Origin of the sequence: Streptomyces sp. A0642 (genome assembly GCF_004795105.1) — a bacterium.
In the GTDB taxonomy this organism is placed as follows: domain Bacteria; phylum Actinomycetota; class Actinomycetes; order Streptomycetales; family Streptomycetaceae; genus Streptomyces.
This window is the reverse complement of record NZ_SSBL01000011.1, coordinates 169,452-185,414: the sequence shown is the minus strand read 5'-3', so window position 1 is coordinate 185,414 and position 15,963 is coordinate 169,452. Positions and strand designations below refer to the sequence as shown.

At 72.4% G+C, this 15,963-nt stretch carries 11 protein-coding genes and 1 pseudogene; 4 read left to right on the top strand and 8 right to left on the bottom strand.

Features of this window, described 5'->3' with window-relative positions:
- Nucleotides 1-9: 9 nt before the first annotated feature.
- From mfd to E6R60_RS20655, 4 genes are all read right to left on the bottom strand, one after another.
- On the bottom strand, nucleotides 10-3,540 hold the full coding sequence (mfd, locus tag E6R60_RS20670) for a transcription-repair coupling factor (protein ID WP_136328080.1): 3,531 nt from the start codon (nucleotides 3,538-3,540) through the stop codon (nucleotides 10-12).
- 240 nt (nucleotides 3,541-3,780) lie between these two features.
- On the bottom strand, nucleotides 3,781-6,363 hold the full coding sequence (locus E6R60_RS20665) for an FtsX-like permease family protein (protein WP_136328079.1): 2,583 nt from the start codon (nucleotides 6,361-6,363) through the stop codon (nucleotides 3,781-3,783).
- Nucleotides 6,360-7,148 carry an ABC transporter ATP-binding protein gene (locus E6R60_RS20660; protein WP_136328078.1) on the bottom strand — a complete coding sequence of 263 codons (789 nt, stop codon included), beginning with the start codon at nucleotides 7,146-7,148 and terminating at the stop codon, nucleotides 6,360-6,362. Before E6R60_RS20660 ends, E6R60_RS20665 begins: the two co-directional genes overlap by 4 nt.
- A gap of 315 nt (nucleotides 7,149-7,463) precedes the next feature.
- On the bottom strand, nucleotides 7,464-8,063 hold the full coding sequence (locus E6R60_RS20655; RefSeq protein ID WP_136328077.1) for a TetR/AcrR family transcriptional regulator: 600 nt from the start codon (nucleotides 8,061-8,063) through the stop codon (nucleotides 7,464-7,466).
- A 75-nt stretch (nucleotides 8,064-8,138) separates the two neighbouring features.
- On the opposite strand from E6R60_RS20655, the gene E6R60_RS20650 reads away from it, so the two are divergent.
- From E6R60_RS20650 to E6R60_RS20640, 3 genes and pseudogenes are all read left to right on the top strand, one after another.
- A complete protein-coding gene (locus tag E6R60_RS20650; protein ID WP_136328076.1) occupies nucleotides 8,139-8,831 on the top strand; it encodes an NAD(P)H-binding protein in 693 nt (230 codons plus the stop codon).
- Nucleotides 8,828-9,100 (top strand): annotated as a pseudogene (locus E6R60_RS20645) (pyridoxamine 5'-phosphate oxidase family protein); the annotation flags it as partial. The gene E6R60_RS20650 and the pseudogene E6R60_RS20645, both read left to right, overlap by 4 nt.
- Nucleotides 9,049-10,161: a haloalkane dehalogenase gene (locus tag E6R60_RS20640; RefSeq protein WP_346766081.1), complete on the top strand. Its 1,113-nt coding sequence runs from the start codon at nucleotides 9,049-9,051 to the stop codon at nucleotides 10,159-10,161. The pseudogene E6R60_RS20645 and the gene E6R60_RS20640, both read left to right, overlap by 52 nt.
- Before the next feature lie 9 nt (nucleotides 10,162-10,170).
- Here the strand turns inward: E6R60_RS20640 and E6R60_RS20635 are convergent, their stop codons facing one another.
- Nucleotides 10,171-11,052 (bottom strand): aldo/keto reductase, encoded by an 882-nt coding sequence (locus E6R60_RS20635; RefSeq protein ID WP_136328074.1) that lies wholly within the window; start codon nucleotides 11,050-11,052, stop codon nucleotides 10,171-10,173.
- A complete protein-coding gene (locus E6R60_RS20630) occupies nucleotides 11,049-12,002 on the bottom strand; it encodes an NAD-dependent epimerase/dehydratase family protein (RefSeq protein WP_136328073.1) in 954 nt (317 codons plus the stop codon). The genes E6R60_RS20635 and E6R60_RS20630 overlap by 4 nt, the downstream gene beginning before the upstream one ends.
- A gap of 70 nt (nucleotides 12,003-12,072) precedes the next feature.
- On the opposite strand from E6R60_RS20630, the gene E6R60_RS20625 reads away from it, so the two are divergent.
- Complete coding sequence (locus tag E6R60_RS20625) at nucleotides 12,073-12,990, top strand: LysR family transcriptional regulator (RefSeq protein ID WP_136328072.1); 918 nt, start codon at nucleotides 12,073-12,075, stop codon at nucleotides 12,988-12,990.
- A 54-nt stretch (nucleotides 12,991-13,044) separates the two neighbouring features.
- Here E6R60_RS20625 and E6R60_RS20620 read toward each other — a convergent pair whose 3' ends face one another.
- The gene (locus E6R60_RS20620; RefSeq protein WP_136328071.1) at nucleotides 13,045-14,502 is read right to left on the bottom strand and encodes an MFS transporter; all 1,458 of its coding nucleotides are present in this window, start codon (nucleotides 14,500-14,502) and stop codon (nucleotides 13,045-13,047) included.
- Between the two features lie 534 nt (nucleotides 14,503-15,036).
- The gene (locus tag E6R60_RS20615) at nucleotides 15,037-15,930 is read right to left on the bottom strand and encodes a cellulose-binding protein (protein ID WP_206309468.1); all 894 of its coding nucleotides are present in this window, start codon (nucleotides 15,928-15,930) and stop codon (nucleotides 15,037-15,039) included.
- Nucleotides 15,931-15,963 lie beyond the last annotated feature (33 nt).

The following is a 15,963-nucleotide window of genomic DNA, read 5'->3' as shown; positions in this document are numbered from 1 at the left end:
CACCGCTTGCTACGACCCCAGGATCGTCGTGAGGAACTCCCCGGTCCACGCCAGCAGTTCGCGGCCCACGACCGGCTTGCCGCCGATCCTGCCCGCGGTGGGGCGCGGGACCAGGATCTGGTGCAGGGCCGGCTTGATGATCGTCTTCGGGTGCAGGCGCTTCAGGCGCAGTTCCTGCGACTCGCGCAGGTCCACCGGCGCGAAGCGGATGTTCGGGCCCTGGAGCACGATGTCGCCGACCCCGCAGGCGCGGGCCAGCATGCGCAGACCCGCGACCAGGAGGAGGTTCTCGACCGGTTCCGGGAGCTTGCCGTAGCGGTCGGTGAGTTCCTCGCGCACCGCCCTGATGTCGTCCTCCGAGGAGGCCGAGGCGATCGAGCGGTACGCCTGGAGGCGCAGGCGCTCGCCGGGGGCGTAGTCGTGCGGGACGTGCGCGTCGACCGGGAGCTCGATCTTGACCTCCAGCGGCGGCTCCTCCTCCACGCCGCCTTCGAGGGAGGCCCGGTAGTCCGCGACGGCCTCGCCGACCATGCGGACGTACAGGTCGAAGCCGACGCCCGCGATGTGGCCGGACTGTTCGCCGCCCAGGAGGTTGCCCGCGCCGCGGATCTCGAGGTCCTTCAACGCCACGTACATGCCCGCGCCCATCTCCGTGTGCTGGGCGATCGTGGCGAGGCGTTCGTGGGCCGTCTCGGTCAGCGGCTTCTCCGGCGGGTACAGGAAGTAGGCGTAGCCGCGGTCGCGTCCGCGGCCGACGCGGCCGCGGAGCTGGTGGAGCTGGGAGAGGCCGAAGTTGTCGCCGCGCTCCACGATCAGGGTGTTGGCGTTGGAGATGTCGATGCCGGACTCGACGATCGTCGTGGAGACCAGCACGTCGAACTTCTTCTCCCAGAAGTCCACCACCACCTGTTCCAGGGCCTGTTCGGACATCTGGCCGTGGGCCGTGGCGATCCGCGCCTCGGGCACGATCTCGCGCAGGCGGGCGGCGGCGCGGTCGATCGACTCCACACGGTTGTGGATGTAGAACGCCTGGCCCTCGCGGAGCAGTTCGCGGCGGATGGCCGCGCCGATCTGCTTCTCCTCGTACGGGCCGACGAACGTGAGGACCGGGTGGCGCTCCTCGGGCGGGGTGGTGATCGTCGACATCTCGCGGATGCCGGTGACCGCCATTTCGAGCGTACGGGGAATGGGCGTCGCGGACATGGTGAGGACGTCCACGTTGGCGCGGAGCTTCTTCAGCTGCTCCTTGTGCTCGACGCCGAAGCGCTGCTCCTCGTCGACGATGACCAGGCCCAGGTCCTTGAACTTCGTCTCGGAGGAGAAGAGGCGGTGGGTGCCGATGACCAGGTCGACGGAGCCCTCACGGAGCCCTTCGAGGGTCGCCTTCGACTCGGACTCCGACTGGAAGCGGCTCAGCGCCCTTACGGTGACGGGGAACTGGGCGTACCGCTCGGTGAACGTACCGAAGTGCTGCTGGACCAGGAGGGTCGTGGGGACGAGGACGGCGACCTGCTTGCCGTCCTGGACCGCCTTGAAGGCCGCCCGTACCGCGATCTCCGTCTTGCCGTAGCCGACGTCGCCGCAGATCAGCCGGTCCATGGGGACGGACTTCTCCATGTCCTCCTTGACCTCGGCGATGGTGGTCAGCTGGTCGGGCGTCTCCGCGTACGGGAAGGCGTCCTCCAGCTCGCGCTGCCAGGGGGTGTCCGGGCCGAAGACGTGGCCGGGGGCCGCCATGCGGGCCGAGTAGAGCTTGATCAGGTCGGCGGCGATCTCCTTGACGGCCTTCTTGGCGCGCGCCTTCGTCTTCGTCCAGTCGGCGCCGCCGAGCCGGTGCAGGGTCGGGGCCTCGCCGCCGACGTACTTCGTGACCTGCTCCAGCTGGTCGGTCGGGATGTAGAGCCGGTCGCCGGGCTGGCCGCGCTTGGCGGGGGCGTACTCGACGAGGAGGTACTCGCGGGTGGCGCCCTGCACCGTGCGCTGCACCATCTCGATGTAGCGGCCCACGCCGTGCTGCTCGTGGACGATGTAGTCGCCCGTCTCCAGCGTCAGCGGGTCGATGGTCTTCCTGCGGCGGGCCGGCATCCGGCCGAGGTCCTTGGTGGCGGTGCGCTGCCCGGTGAGGTCCGTCTCGGTGAGCACGGCGATCTTGAGCTCGGGGTCGACGAAGCCGTGTTCGATGGCGCCGCAGGAGACGTGGACGAGGGACGGGCTGATCTCGGCGAGGTCCGCGTCCAGGCGGGCCGCGATGCCCTCGCCGCCGAGCACCTCGACGGTACGGGAGGCGAGCCCCTGGCCCTCCGTGACGTACACCGTGCGCCAGCCGTCGGCCAGCCAGCCCTTGGTGTCGGCGAGCGCCCGCGCGGTGTCGCCGCGGTACGCCTCCGGGGCGTGCATCCGGAGCTTGAGGGTGTCCACGTCCAGCTCGTCGTCCGCGGCGAACGGAGAGACGGACCACCACATCATGTTCAGTTCGCGGGCGCGGTCGCGGACGTCCGCGATGCCGCGCAGCGAGGCCGCGCCGACGTCGATGGGGGCCTCGCCGCCGCCCGCGGTGGCCGCCCAGGACGCCTCCAGGAACTCCTGGCTGGTGGCGACCAGGTCCGCGGCCCGCGTACGGACCCGCTCGGGGTCGCACACGACGGCCATGGAGCCCGGGGGCAGCACGTCGATCAGGAGTTCCATGTCGTCGACGAGGACGGGGGCGAGGGACTCCATGCCCTCGACCGCGATGCCCTCGGCGATCTTGTCGAGGAGTTCGCCCAGCTCGGGGTGGGCCTCGGCGAGCGCGGCGGCCCGCTCGCGGACCTCGTCGGTGAGCAGCAGCTCGCGGCAGGGCGGCGCCCACAGACCGTGCTCGGCGATCTCCAGCGACCGCTGGTCGGCGATCTTGAAGTAGCGGATCTCCTCGACGTCGTCGCCCCAGAACTCCACCCGAAGGGGGTGTTCCTCGGTCGGCGGGAAGACATCCAGGATGCCGCCGCGCACAGCGAACTCGCCACGCTTCTCGACCAGTTCGACCCGGGCGTACGCGGCTGCGGCGAGCGCCTCCACGGTCTTGCCGAGATCCGCGCTCTGCCCGATCCGCAGCGCCACGGGCTCCAGGTCGCCGAGCCCCTTGACCTGCGGCTGGAGCACGGAGCGGATCGGTGCGACCACGACGGAGACCGGCCCGGTCTCGGGGTCGTCCTGCCTCGGATGCGCGAGGCGCCGCAGCACGGCGAGCCGGCGGCCCACGGTGTCGGAGCGCGGGGAGAGGCGTTCGTGCGGCAGGGTCTCCCACGACGGGTACTCCGCGATCGTGTCCGGCGGCAGCAGGGTGCGCAGCGCGGCCGCCAGCTCCTCGGCCTCGCGCCCGGTCGCGGTGACGGCCAGCACGGTCCGCTCGGCGTCCCGGGCGAGCGCCGCCACGGCGAAGGGGCGCGCGGCGGGCGGGCCGACCAGGTCGATGTGCATCCGGTGGCCGTCTCCGGCGGCCTTCACCGCTTCGTCGAGCGCCGGATCACGTACGACGACATCCAGCAGACCGTGCAGGCTCATAGAAGGGCTTCCGTCCGGGTAACGAGGGGGAGGTCTGACAGCCGGCTGCTGCCAGGGGCAACACGAAGGGCCCGACACGTGCCACGGGCCGGGGTTCCAGCGTACGACCACGGGGTGACAGCCGCTCCCGCAACCGGGCCGTGCGCGGGCCGCACATGGCCTGTACGCGACGAATCCCGCCCCGGGGCGTTTGGAGGAACGCCCCGGGGCGGGAACCGTCAGTCTATGCGGGCCGCCCGCTCACCCGTCGGTGGCGATGGCCTTCAGCACGTTCATCCGACCGGCCCGGAAGGCCGGGACCAGCGCCGCGAACAGTCCGACGAAGGCCGAGGCGACGAACACCGTGATGATGGTCGGCCACGGGATCTCCAGGACGCCGAGCCCTTCCAGGGCCAGCAGCTTCTGGGCCGAGGTGCCCCAGCCCATGCCCAGGCCGAGGCCGAGCAGGGCGCCGAACAGGGCGATGACGACGGACTCCAGCCGGATCATCCGGCGCAGCTGGCGGCGGGAGAGGCCGATGGCGCGCATCAGGCCGATCTCGCGGGTCCGCTCGACGACCGACAGGGCCAGGGTGTTCACGACCCCGAGCACCGCGACGATGATCGCCAGGGCGAGCAGGCCGTAGACGATGTTCAGCAGCTGGCCGATCTGGTCCTTCAGGTCCTCCTTGAAGTCGGCCTGATTCTGCACCTTGTACGTCGGGTACGCGTGGAGCGAGTCCTTCAGGGCGGCGTAGGCCTCCTTCTCCTTGCCGTCCTGCGCCTTGGCGAACATGATCATGTTCTGGGGCATCTTGTCGGCGGGGACGTACGTGGCGGCGGTCGTGGTGTTCAGGTACATCGCACCCTTGTCCACGTTCGTCTCGTCCGAGGTGATCGCGGCGACCTTCAGCTTCGCCGTCTCGCCCGCCTTGAACGCGACGGTGATCGTGTCGCCGACCTTGATGCCGTGCGCGGTGGCGTATGCGTCGCCGACCGACATGGCGTTGTCGCCGTACGCCGCGCTCAGCTCACCGGCGACGGTCTCGCGCCGCAGGTCCTGCTGGTAGGTCGGGTCGGCGGCGGTGACGTCCTCGTCCGTCGTCGAGCCGTCGGGGTTGGTGAGCTTGACGCCGAGCACCTTGTAGTGCGTGAAGTGCTCGATGCCGGGAGCGGTCTCCAGGGCCTTCGCCGCCTGGGGCACGATCAGCTGACCGGGGGTGCCCGACTGCACGATGAAGTCCGCGCCCACCGACTTGTCCAGCTCCTCCGTGGCCGAGGCGACCATGGAGGAGCCCACCACCGACAGGCACGCCACCAGGGCCAGGCCGATCATCAGGGCCGCACCGGTCGCACCGGTCCGGCGCGGGTTGCGCAGCGCGTTGCGCTCGGCCAGCCGGCCGACCGGGCCGAACAGCCGCAGGACGACGACGCTGAGTGCCCGTACGACGATCCCGGCGAGCAGCGGTCCGATGACGATGAAGCCGATGAGGGTGAGGACGACGCCCAGGCCCAGGAAGAGCGAGCCGTCGCTCGCCTTGTCCGCCTGCGTCGTCGACCACAGGGCGGCGGCGCCCGCTCCGGTGAGGACCAGGCCGAGTCCGGCGCGGACCCAGCCCGACTTGGCGTCCGCCGGCGATCCGGCGTCGCGCAGGGCGGCCATCGGGGAGACCTTGCCGGCCCGGCGGGCCGGGACGTAGGCGGCGAGGACGGTGACGATGACGCCGAGCGCGAGACCGATCGCGGGGGTCGTCCAGGCGACGGTGAGGTCCTCCGTGGAGAGCTCCATCCCCAGGGCGCCCATGAGCTTCATGAGCCCGACGGCGAGTCCGACGCCGGCGGCGACGCCCAGGATCGATCCGACGATGCCCAGCAGCACCGCTTCCAGGAGCACGGACCGGTTGACCTGCTTGCGGCTGGAGCCGATGGCCCGCATCAGTCCGATCTCACGGGTCCGCTGGGCGACCAGCATCGAGAACGTGTTGACGATGAGGAAGATGCCGACGAGGAAGGCGATCCCGGCGAAGCCGAGCATCGCGTACTTCATCACGTCGAGGAAGGAGCCCATCGAGTCCTTGTTGGCCTCCGCGGCTTCCTTCTGGGTCTGCACCTTGTACGCGGCCGAGCCGTCCAGTGCGGCGGCGACGTTCTGCTTCAGCCGGGCGTCGCTGAAGCCCTGTTCGGCGGTGACGGAGATCTGGGTGAAGACGCCGGGGCTGCCGAGGAGCTTGCGCTGGGCGGTGGCCGTGTCGAGGTAGACGATGGCCGCGCCCGGGTTGGTGACCTTGAAGGTGGCGATGCCGCTGATGCGGGCCCTGATGTCTCCGGTGACCGCGATGGTGCGCAGTTCGTCACCGATCTTCAGGTGGTGCTTGTCCGCGGTGTCGGCGTCGACCATGACCTCGGTCGGGCCGCGCGGGGCGTGACCGGAGGTGATCTCCATCGATCGCAGTTCGTTCTGCGTCCAGTTGCCGGCGAGCGTCGGGGCGCCCGTGTCGGAGCCCATGTTCTCGTTGTCGCTGTTGACGACTGTGACCGCCGAGCTGGAGATGGCGCCCTCGGCCTTCTTCACCCCGTCGGCCTTCTCGACCTGGGCGATCAGGGAGGCGGGCAGCGACTGCGGCTTGCCGTTCTCGGGGATGTCGTCGACCTTCGCGGTCTTCGGGCTGACGGTGACATCGGCCGCCGTCGCCGCGAACAGCTTGTCGAACGTGGTGTTCATCGTGTCGGTGAAGACGAGCGTGCCGCACACGAACGCCACCGACAGCAGGACGGCGACGGCGGACAGCGCCATGCGTCCCTTGTGCGCGAAGAAGTTGCGCATCGAGGTCTTCCAGACGGTCATGACGTCCGCCCGCGCGCGTCGAAGTCCTTCATGCGGTCCAGCACCTGGTCGGCGGTCGGGTTGAGCATCTCGTCGACGATGCGCCCGTCCGCGAGGTACAGCACCCGGTCGGCGTAGGAGGCGGCGACGGGGTCATGGGTGACCATGACGATCGTCTGGCCGAGCTCGTCGACGGACTTGCGCAGGAAGCTCAGCACCTCCGCGCCGGCCCGCGAGTCCAGGTTCCCCGTCGGCTCGTCACCGAAGATGATCTCCGGCTGGGCGGCGAGCGCCCGCGCCACGGCGACGCGCTGCTGCTGGCCGCCGGAGAGCTCGGTCGGCCGGTGCTTGAGCCGCTCGGCGAGGCCGACGGTCTCCACGACCTGCCGCAGCCAGGCGGCGTCCGGCTTGCGGCCCGCGATGTCCATCGGCAGCGTGATGTTCTCCAGCGCGTTCAGCGTCGGCAGGAGGTTGAACGCCTGGAAGATGAAGCCGATGCGGTCGCGGCGCAGCTGCGTGAGCTTCTTGTCCTTGAGCCCGGTGATCTCGGTCTCCGCGAGGTGGATCTGCCCGGAGGTCACGGTGTCCAGACCGGCGAGGCAGTGCATCAGCGTCGACTTGCCGGAGCCGGACGGGCCCATGATGGCCGTGAACTGCCCGCGGGCGATGTCGACGTCGACGTGGTCGAGCGCGACGACCCGGGTCTCCCCGGCCCCGTACGCCTTGACGACCTGCCGCGCCCGCGCAGCGACGGCCGTACGCCCTCCAGTGCCCCCGTGCCTGGGAATGGTTACAGCCGTTGTCACGGTTTTTCTCCTATGTCGGGCGGCGACGGGTCGTCGCCGTTCTGATGTGAAGTCTGGTTGCCGGAGGGGGTCCGGCGCGCTGGTGCCCAGCGCAGTCTTCTGGTGGGGTTTTCCCCACCCCGCCCCCTGCGGTCTGCCGCAATCTCGGTACGTGACCACGCTACGGAGCAGGCGGGGCGGGACGCGTCCTCCGCCGGGAGGAACGACCCCTCGGCAGATGTAGGGAGCCACCCCTAGGGGTCTGGACCCGGGGGTGCACACCCGTCTCAGGGACTGCCCCCTCGGGTGCACACCCCGGGGTGGAGCGCAGGGGCGCTACCGCGCGGTGCGCGGCCTCGGGGCCAGCGCCGCGCGCAGCGCCGGGGTGAGGACCGTGCGCATCTCGGCCGGGGTGAGGGCCGCGGGGGTGGCGAGCGGGTTGAGGTAGCGGGTGTAGATGAGCCCGCCGAGGATCGTCACCACGGCGGTCGCGCGGGCGGTCGCGTCCCGGCCGCCCAGGAATTCAACAAGCCGGGCCAGCAGCTCGCGTTCCAGGTATTCGCGGATCACGTCGGTCGCCTCGTCGCCCTGGGTGCTGAGCCGGCGGAAGTCGGCGTCCTCCCACAGGTCCGTCACCGCGTCGACCAGCCGCCCCGGCAGCGTGGCCGGGTCACCGCCCAGAACCTCGTCCACCGCCAGCGCGTCGGCGCACTGGAACTGCATCACGTCGGCGAACAGGCCCTTCTTCGAGCCGAAGTGGTAGGCGATCAGCGCCGGGTCGACCCCGGCGGCCCCGGCCACCGCACGCAACGTCGTGGCCCGGTAGCCGCGTTCCAGGAACAGCGCACGGGCCACCGGGACGATCGACTCCCTGGTCGGCGGATTGCCGGGAGGGCGGCCTCGGGGGCGGGTGGGGGCGGGGAGGGCGTTATTCATCAGCGTTGAGCCTGCGTTTCGCGATCGGCACAGTCAAGGGCGTTCCCACCGCCGCCCCACGAAGGACCAGCCACCATGCGCATCGCAGTCTTCGGCGCCAACGGACCGACCGGCCGCCACCTCACCGCACAGGCCCTCGCCGCCGGGCACGAGGTCGTCGCCGTGACCCGGAGCCCCGGCTCCCTGCCGGCCCGCCCCGGCCTCACCGTGGCCGTCGCCGACGCCACCGACCCGACGGCCGTCGACTCCGCGGTCGAGGGCACGGACGCCGTCCTGTCCGCGCTGGGCGCCCGCTTCAGCAAGGACGCCGTCTCCCTGTACTCGGCGAGCGCCGCCGCCATCACCGACGCGATGGGCCGCCACGGCGTCAAGCGGCTGCTCGCCATCAGTTCGAGCATCGCCGACCCCGGCTGGCGCCCCACCGGCGCGCACTTCTTCAACCATGTGCTCGACCCGCTGGTGAACCGGCGCCTGGGCCGCACCCTCCACGAGGACATGCGCCGCATGGAGGACGTGATCCGCGCGACCGGCCTCGACTGGACCCTCGGCCGCCCCTCGGGCCTCTTCGAGCACCCCGTCGTCACGGACTACCTCACCGCGCCGGTCAGTGCCGACGGCGTCTTCACCGCCCGCACCGACCTGGCCGCGAGCATGCTGCGCGAGCTGGAGGAGCGGCGTTACGTCCGTACGGCCATGGGCGTGATCACCACCGCCGTGAAGCCGAACATCGCCAAGCTCATCTGGAACGAGGGCGTGAGAAAGAAGTGAGCCCGGCGGCCGTCCGACCGGGCTTCGCCGCCCTGGAATTCCTCGCCCTCCCCCGCACCGCCACCCTGACCACGCTGCGCCCGGACCGGACCCCGCACGTCGCACCGGTCCGCTTCACCTTCGACCCGTCCACCGGACTGGCCCGGGTGACGACGAGGGCGGGGGCCCGCAAGGCCCGCAACGTGTCGGCGGGCGGCCCGGCGGCCCGTGTCGCGCTCTGCCAGGCGGACGGCTTCCGCTGGATCACCCTCGAAGGCCGGGCCGAGGTCAGCGACGACCCCGTGCGCCTGGCGGAGGCGGTCGCCCGTTACACCGCCCGCTACCGCGCGGCCCCGCCCGCCCCGCCGGACCTGGTCGTCGTCGAGATCACCGTCGACCGCGTCCTGAGCCTCGGCCTCCGACCCGTACCAGAACCACCCCGGCCCGAAAGCGATGTGACACCCCGATGCCCACCGTTCCCGTCCTCGGCACCACGATCCACTACCGCGAGTCCGGCGACCCCGACGGGCTGCCGTTCGTCTTCCTGCACGGCAACCCCACCTCCTCCCACCTGTGGCGCAACGTCCTGCCGGGTGTGGTCGCGCCCGGGCGCCGGCTGCTGGCCCCCGACCTGATCGGCATGGGCGAGTCCGGGAAGCCCGGCCTCTCCTACTCCTTCGACGACCACGCCCGCCACCTCGACGCCTGGTTCGACGCGCTGGGCCTGGCCGAGGCCGTCCTGGTCGGCCACGACTGGGGCGGTGCGCTCGCCTTCGACCGCGCGGCCCGCCTCCCGGGCACCGCCCGCGGGCTCGCCTTCACCGAGACGATCCTCAAGCCGCTGGCCGGCGACGAGTTCCCGTCGGCCGGACGGGAGTTGTTCACCCTGCTCCGGACTCCCGGGGTGGGTGAGTCGATGATCCTGGAACAGTCACTGTTCGTCGAAGGGCTCCCGGACACGCTCGCCACCCCGCTCGACCCCGCCGACCTGGACGTCTACCGGCGCCCGTGCCCGACCCCGGACAGCCGTCGCCCGATCCTGGCGTGGACGCGCATGATGCCGCTGGACGGCGAGCCGGCGGACGTCGTGGCGCGCGTCGAACGGTACGGCGCCTGGCTGGCCGCCAGCCCCGAAGTCCCCAAGCTGCTCGCCGCGTTCGACCCGGGGCCGGGCGCGATGACCGGCCCCGGAGCGGTGGCCTGGTGCGAGGAGAACATCGCCGGCCTGGAGGTCTCCCGCCACGGTCCGGCCGGCCACCACTCCCCGGAGGACCGCCCCGAGGAACTGGCCGCGGCGATCGACGCCTGGGCCCGGCGCCACGCACTGGTGCGGCCGCCGGTGTCCGGATGAGGCGCCGCGCTAGGCGAGTACGGCACCGAGGCGCGCCCTCTCCGCCTCGCTCAGCAGGATCTCCGCCGCCCCGGCCGAGTCCTGGACCGATGCCGGGCGGCTGGCCCCCGGCACCGGGATGACCGCCGGAGAGCAGGCCAAAAGCCAGGCGAGGGCGACCCGTTGCGGGCTGATCCCGCGCTCGGCCGCGATGGCGTGGAAGGCGGTTCCCGCGGAGGGCGGCCCCGCGGGTCCGTCGAGTGAGCTGCGGGAGATGCCGCCCAGCGGGCTCCACGGCAGGAACGCCAGGCCCAGTCGCGTACTCAGCCGGAGCGCGGGTTCGCTGTCGCGGACGGCGGGCGAGTACTGGTTCTGTACGGAGACCAGGCCGTCACCGAGGATCGCGTGCGCCTCGCGGATCTGATCGGTGGTCACGTTGGAGATTCCGGCGGACCGGATCGTGCCGGCGTCGAGCAGATCGCGCAACGCCCCGACGGATTCGGCCCAGGGGACGGCCGGGTCCGGCTTGTGCAGCTGGTAGAGGCCGATCGCCTCGACGCCCAGCCGCCCCGCCGAGGCCTCGGCGGCGCGCTTGAGGTGTCCGGGGGTGCCGGTGACCGTCCAGCTTCCGTCGCCCGGCCGCCCGCGGCCGCCCTTCGTGGCGACGAGGACGTCCGAGGTGTCTCCGCCGTAGAGACGCAGCGCGCGGGCTATGAGGCGTTCGTTGTGGCCGCTCTCGCCGGCGTGCCAGTGGTAGCTGTCGGCCGTGTCGATGAGGGTGACGCACGCGTCGAGGGCGGCGTGGACGGTGGCGACGGCCCGCTGCTCGTCCGGGCGTCCTTCGATGGAGAGCGGCATGGCGCCCAGGCCGACGGCGCCGACCGTGATGGTCCCGAGGGTGCGCTGCCTCATGCCCGGTGCGCTCCTCGGGCCGGGGCGGTGGCGGAGACGGCTTCGGCGGCGGCGCGCGGCAGCCACTCGGCGGTGCGGGAGAAGACGAAACCCAGCTCCTTCGCACGGGAGTTGCTCATGGCGTAGTACCGGTCGAAGGAGAACGGCCCGGCCCGCTCGCCCGCGGACGCCGTCCGGTACACGGGCCGGCGCCCGGCTTCCGCGGCGACGGCGGCGGCGATGTCCCGCACGTCGAGCAGACCGTCGGAGCAGGCGTTCAACGGGCCGGTGAAGCCGGTGGCCGTCGCCGCCCACAGCAGCAGGTCCGCCAGCTCCTCGTAGTGGATGAACACCGTGGGCAGCTCCCGCGCGTGCACGACGATCTCCGCGCCCCGGGCGAGGCGGTCGGCGTAGTGCGCCAGCCGGCCGGTGAACTCCCGGGCTCCGCCTCCGAGTACGTGGGCGCTGCGCACGGAGGCGAAGCCGAACCGGCCGTCCCGGGTGAAGACGGCCTCGGCCTGTCGCTTCCCCTCGGCGTAGTGGGCCTCCAGGTACGCCTCGTCGTGCCAGGGCAGGTCCGTCCGCACCCGCCAGGCGGCCGGGTCGACGCGCTCCTCCGGCACCGGGGTGTTCCGCGCGGCGGCCGGCAGTACGGCGGTCGCCGGATCGTAGACCTCGATGGTCGAGGTCATGACGTACCGCCGGGTGCGCCCGGAGAAGACGCGGACCGCGATCCCGGCCTGCACCGGCGTGTAGCAGACCTGGTCGATGACCACGTCGAACGTACGCGTGCCGAGCGCGGCGGCGAGGGCGGCCTCGTCGTCCCGGTCGGCGACGAGGTGCTCGACGCCCGGCGGGGGCGGGGCGGAGCCGCGGTTGACGACCGTGACCCGGTGCCCGGCGGCGTGAAGCCGCTGCACCAGGAGCTTTCCGAAGTACCGGCTACCGCCGATGACGCAGATCCGTTGCATGTCCCCATCGTGGAGTCGTACCGTCGCCAGCAGAACTGCCCGCTTACTGGTTGCGTCGTAAGGAAAACTGTTGATCGATGTGCAGCGGCTCAGGGTGCTGCGGGCGGTGGCGGAGCACGGCAGTTTCAACCGGGCGGCGGCCGTCCTGCGCCTCACCCCCTCGGCCGTCTCGCAGCACGTGGCCGCCCTGGAGCGCGGCCTCGGCTCCCAGGTCGTCACCCGCAGCACCCGCGGAGTCACCCTGACTCCGGCGGGCCGGATCATGGTCGGTGCGGCCGAGTCGGTCGCCGCCGAGATCGAGCACGCGAGGCGGCAGGTCTCCGAGCTCGGCACGGGCCGCGTCCAGCTCACCGTCGCCACGTTCACCAGCGGAGGCAGACTGCTGCTGCCCGGCGCCCTCACCGCACTCACGGCGGCCCACCCCGGCACCGTCCTGCACGTCAGGGAGTACGAGCCCGAGGACAGCCTCCCCCTGCTCCGCCAGGGGGCGGTGGACCTGGCGCTCGCCTACCACTTCGACGGCCCCCTGCCCGGACAGCGGGGCGGCGGCCCCGCCCTGGAGTGGACCCCGCTCCTGGACGACCCGCTGCACGTCGTCCTGCCGCAGGGGCATCGCCTGGCCGGCCGCGAGACGCTCGACCTGGCCGAGCTGGCGGGCGAACCGTGGGTGCTCGGATGCCTCAGGACCGAGGCGTATCTGCGCCGTTACGCCGGGCAGGCGGGCTTCGACCCCGAGGTGCGCGGCACGACGACCGACTACTTCTTCGCCCGCTCACTCGTCGCCGCGCACATGGGCGTCTCCCTGATCCCGTCCATCGCGCTGGCCCCGGAGGTACCCGGCCTGTGCACCGTCCCGGTCAGGCCGCCGGCTCCGGCCCGGCACATCGGCGTGGCCACGCTCGGCCACCGCCGCGCCCGCACGGAGATCACCGCCCTGGTGCGGGCTCTGGAACACGCGTCCGCGGCACTGCGCCCGTACGCGCCCTGACGCCCGGCGCCTGCCCTCGCCGGGGCCTGCACCGGGCGGTCGGGCGGGGGAGGATCAGCTCCGGGCCGTGGCCGCCTCCGGGGCGGCGGTCGCCTCGGCCTTCTCGCCGGCGGTGGAGGAACCGCGCACGGCCGGGATGAACGCCGAGATCAGCACGGCGACGAGGGCCACACCGCAGCCGACCATCAGGCCGGTACGGAACCCGGCCTCGGAGGTGAAGGTGAAGCCGGCCGTCTCCGTGGTCATCTGGGCGAGGACCGCGCCGATGACGGCGGCGCCGATCGACGTGCCCAGGGCGCGCATGAGGGTGTTGAACCCGTTGGCGGCGGCCGTCTCGGAGGCGGGGACCGCACTCATGATGAGGGCGGGCATCGCCCCGTACGCGAGGCCGACACCACTGCTGCTGACCATGAGGAACAGCATCAGGCCCCACGCGGAGCCCATCAGGACGACCCCCAGGCCGTAGGCGGCGGCGATGACCAGCACACCGGAGATCAGCGTGAACTTCGGACCGCGGGCGTCGGTGAGCTTTCCGCCGAACGGGGACACGATCATCATCATGATGCCGCCCGGAGCCATCCACAGGCCCGCCTGGAGCATCGACTGGCCCAGGCCGTAGCCGGTGGCCTCGGGGAACTGCAGCAGCTGCGGCGCGATCAGCATGCCGGCGTACATGCCGAAGCCGACGAAGAGCGACGCCAGGTTGGTGATGAGCACGCGGGGGCGGGCCGTGGTCCGCAGGTCGACCAGCGGGTCCTCGGTGCGCAGCTCCCAGAAGCCCCACGCGAGGAGGACCACGACGGAGGCGGCGAACAGGCCGGTCGTGGTCGCGGAGGCCCAGCCCCACTCGGCGCCCTTGGAGACGGCGAGCAGCAGACAGACCAGGCCGACGGCGAGACCCAGGGCGCCGGGCACGTCGAAACGCTGCCCTTTGGCGGCGGCCGGCACGTCCGGGATGAGGAACCAGATCAGTGCGGAGATGGTGAGGGCCAGCGCCGCGGAGCCCCAGAACAGCACCCGCCAGTTCGCGTACTGGGCGACCGCGGACGCGATCGGGAGGCCGAGGGCGCCACCGATGCCGAGGGAGGCGCTGACGAGCGCGATGGAGGAGCTCAGCTTCTCCTTCGGCACCACGTCGCGCAGCAGGGCGATGCCGAGCGGCACCATCCCCATGCCCATGCCCTGGAGACCGCGGCCGACGATCATGGGGACGACGGTGGACGAGAGCGCGCACACCACCGAGCCGAGGACCAGCGGCACCGAGCACACGAGCAGCATCCGGCGCTTGCCCAGCAGGTCGCCCAGCCGGCCGGAGACCGGCACACAGACCGCCGAGACCAGAAGAGTGACGGTGATGACCCAGGCGGCGTTGGAGGACGACGTGTTCAGGAGCTGGGGGAGCTCGGCGATGAGCGGGGTGACCAGGGTCTGCATGACCGCCGCCACGGTGCCGGCGAAGGCCAGCGTGGCGACCACGCCGCCGGATCTGGCTGTCGGCTGGGGGGCATCCATGAGGAGGGGCTCCTTGGGGTCGTGGTCCCGGCTACCGGGACAGCGACGTGCATCGTACATGCCTAATGTGTCATACACATCATGTGTCCCGTGCACATCGGAGGGGGAATCGAGTCACCGCCCACCAGGCCCCAGGCGGCGCCGGGCTGCACGCGTCGCGCCCTACGTCTCCGAGCTGCACGTCTCCGCGCCGCACGTCTCCGCGCCGCACGTCTCGCGCACGCCTACGCGCTGCCCGACCAGCCGAGGCCGGGAGCGCATCGGACCAGCCCGTCGGGACGGCGGACGATGCCTCGCACCGCCGCTCCGACGCCGGCACAGTGGCTGCCGGCCGGAGCGGCGGTCAGCGGCAGCGCGCTGCGGCTGCGGCGCCCGCGTCCTGCCCGAGGGCGGTGGCGTCGTGGGGGGTCGCCGCGCTGCCGGCGCCGGGCACGGGAACGGCCCGTTCAACGCCCGCGGTCCTCGGACTCCCGCAGATCGCGGGAGTCCGAGGACCGTGCGTACGCGAACCTCCGGGCCGGTGCGAGCGGGCCCTCAGTCCTCCGCCGGAGCCACCCGCCCGGTCAGCGCCGCCAGCGAGTTCCGCACATGCGCCATATGCGCCTGCACCTCCTCGCGCCCCTCCTCGTGCTCCCGCAGAATGCGCTCCGTCTCCCGCACCACCCGCTCCTCGCGCACGCGGGCCTCCGCCACCAGCTCGGCACCCCGCGCCTCCGCGTCCTCCTGACCGTGACGCGCGGCCTCCTCGGCCTCGGCCAGCGCGCGCCGCGCTGCGGCAAGACCGGCCTCCGCCCGCTCCATCAGCTCGGCATGCTCGGCCGCCTGCGCCGCCTCCGCGTCCGCCAGCTCCTGCTCGGCCGCCTTCCAGCGCTCACCGTGCTCCTGCTCCTGATGCGCCAGCACACTCGCCGTACGGCTCACGGTCGCCGCCATCGCGGCCTCCGCCTCCTCGCGCAGCCCCGCGGCCTCCAGCCGGGCCGCGGCCAGCACCTCGGCTGCCGTGCCCCCGGCGGCGGCCAGCACCTGCTCGGCGTGGCTCGTCGCCGCCGCGCGCATCGCCTCGGCATCGGCCCGCGCGGACTCGCGCAAGGCCCGCGCCGCCGCGTCCGCCTCGTCCGCCAGCGCCTGCGCCTCCTCCGCGGCGGCCGCCCGGAGGGCCTCCGCCTCGCCCTCGGCCAACGCCAGGATCCGCTGCGCCCGCTCCCCCAACGAGGCGTAGTCCTGCGGGGCCAGCCCGGCGACCACCTCGTCCAGCCGGGCCGACTCGGCCGCCAACCGCTCCGCCAGCGCCGTCAGCCGCGTCTCCTGCTCCCGCGCCCCGTCCAGCTCCGCCGACAGCGCGGCCACCACCCGGTCCACCTGCTCCGGACGGTACCCACGCCCGCGGACGCCTGCGAAGCCGTGTCCGGACACCGGTGCAGCACTCATCCTTGACGCCTCTTTCCGACTCTCCGACCACCG